Genomic DNA, 1,441 nt, shown 5'->3' with positions numbered 1-1,441 from the left:
TATTTGATCAACAAGGCCCAACCTAATTACTTTTGATTGGTTTTAATATGAATTTAAACCTTTTAATATTAAGTGCTACGTTAGTCACCTCAGTATTGGCAAGTACGGGGATAGCGAGTACGCTAGACTTTATCACTTCAGAGCGTGTGAATGTTCATGAGCTCAGATGTAATATGAATACCCTCACCTTTTCGATGGATAACAATACAGCAGTCATTTTACCTGATGCTGCGGTTGATGAAGCATTTGCTAACTAAATTATTTAAAAGCACCTTAGAGCGCAGTTCACCGAAATTTGTTGACGTTTATAAGCAAACAATAAAACAACTCACACCAGATAAAAAACACAACACCCTATATTTGAATTTTATTACAGAAGCCGCTTATTACAAGACTTTGTAAACGGAATGACCGTTCAGCTCGCTTACGATACATATAGAACGCTCGCTGTTTCGGGGTTAAAAACGTCTTATAGATAGTTTACTGGAGGTATATTTACACGTATTTACAAATACAAACATTATGTAGATTGCAAAGCGCTTGTTTATTTAATATTGTTGCACAAATATAAAAACCCAAAATAGGAACTCACAAGTGCGCCTTACACTCTTGCTTCTCGTCGTAATTTTGAGTTCTGGGCCTGCTTATGCCTGTGAAGGAGTATCATATAAGCAAGAGAAGCTAAATGATGATGCCGTGTGGTCACCTTATTTACGCCGGGGTATGAAGTATTTCGGCAATAAAGAGGACAAAAAAGCCATTGCATGCTTTAAAAAAATTTCAGACTACGAGCCAGGTATTGCAAATATTCGCATTGCGACGGTTTATCATTTACGTTATAAATCAGACCAATCAAACGCATCACTTCGTAAACACGCTATATCTTATTACAATAAAGGGTTAGAATACCCAGAGAATATCTCTGTTAGCTTTATAAGAACTCAGTTAAAAAAGTTACTTGTGACGCTTTCTAATGAAGAAATCATACAGCTACAAATTAGTACTAATGGGACCTCTCGCTACAATTACTTTAATGTAGGCCTTTATCACCTTGATAATGCTAACCCTACACAAGCACTGCATTATTTAAAGCTTGCTGCAAACGACAAATATTGGCCAGCTAAGTTACTACTTGGGCAACTTTATAATCCGGCATTAAAATACAACACCGCTTTTATTCCATTTAGCAAAGATCTAAAAAAAGCCACATATTGGCTTAAAAAAGCTCACACACAAGCCCCCACTAAAATGTTAGAACGACAGCTATTACACCTCGAAGAGTACAAAAAGTCACTCCATACCCTTCATTAACACTAATTGCCTCCTGTCCTCAACTATTTCAAAGTCTTGATGGACCCTGAAATGAATTCAGGGCGACGAATGGCATGTACTTGCCTGTTTAATTTGAATCTATTCAGCTGCTGAGAGAAGTTAGTAACGT

The 1,441-nt window shown here is 37.0% G+C and carries 2 protein-coding genes; both read left to right on the top strand.

Annotated features, from left to right (window positions below; genetic code table 11):
- The first annotated feature begins 47 nt into the window (after positions 1–47).
- Positions 48–257, top strand: coding sequence for a hypothetical protein (locus CWC18_RS20735; protein WP_138676050.1), 210 nt, complete (start codon positions 48–50; stop codon positions 255–257).
- A 337-nt stretch (positions 258–594) separates the two neighbouring features.
- Positions 595–1,311, top strand: coding sequence for a hypothetical protein (locus CWC18_RS20730; RefSeq protein WP_138676049.1), 717 nt, complete (start codon positions 595–597; stop codon positions 1,309–1,311).
- Positions 1,312–1,441 lie beyond the last annotated feature (130 nt).

The organism is Pseudoalteromonas aurantia, from assembly GCF_005886875.1.
Taxonomy (GTDB): Bacteria; Pseudomonadota; Gammaproteobacteria; order Enterobacterales; family Alteromonadaceae; genus Pseudoalteromonas; species Pseudoalteromonas aurantia_A.
The sequence above is the reverse complement of the archived record's forward strand: the minus strand, read 5'-3'. Positions and strand labels throughout refer to the sequence as shown.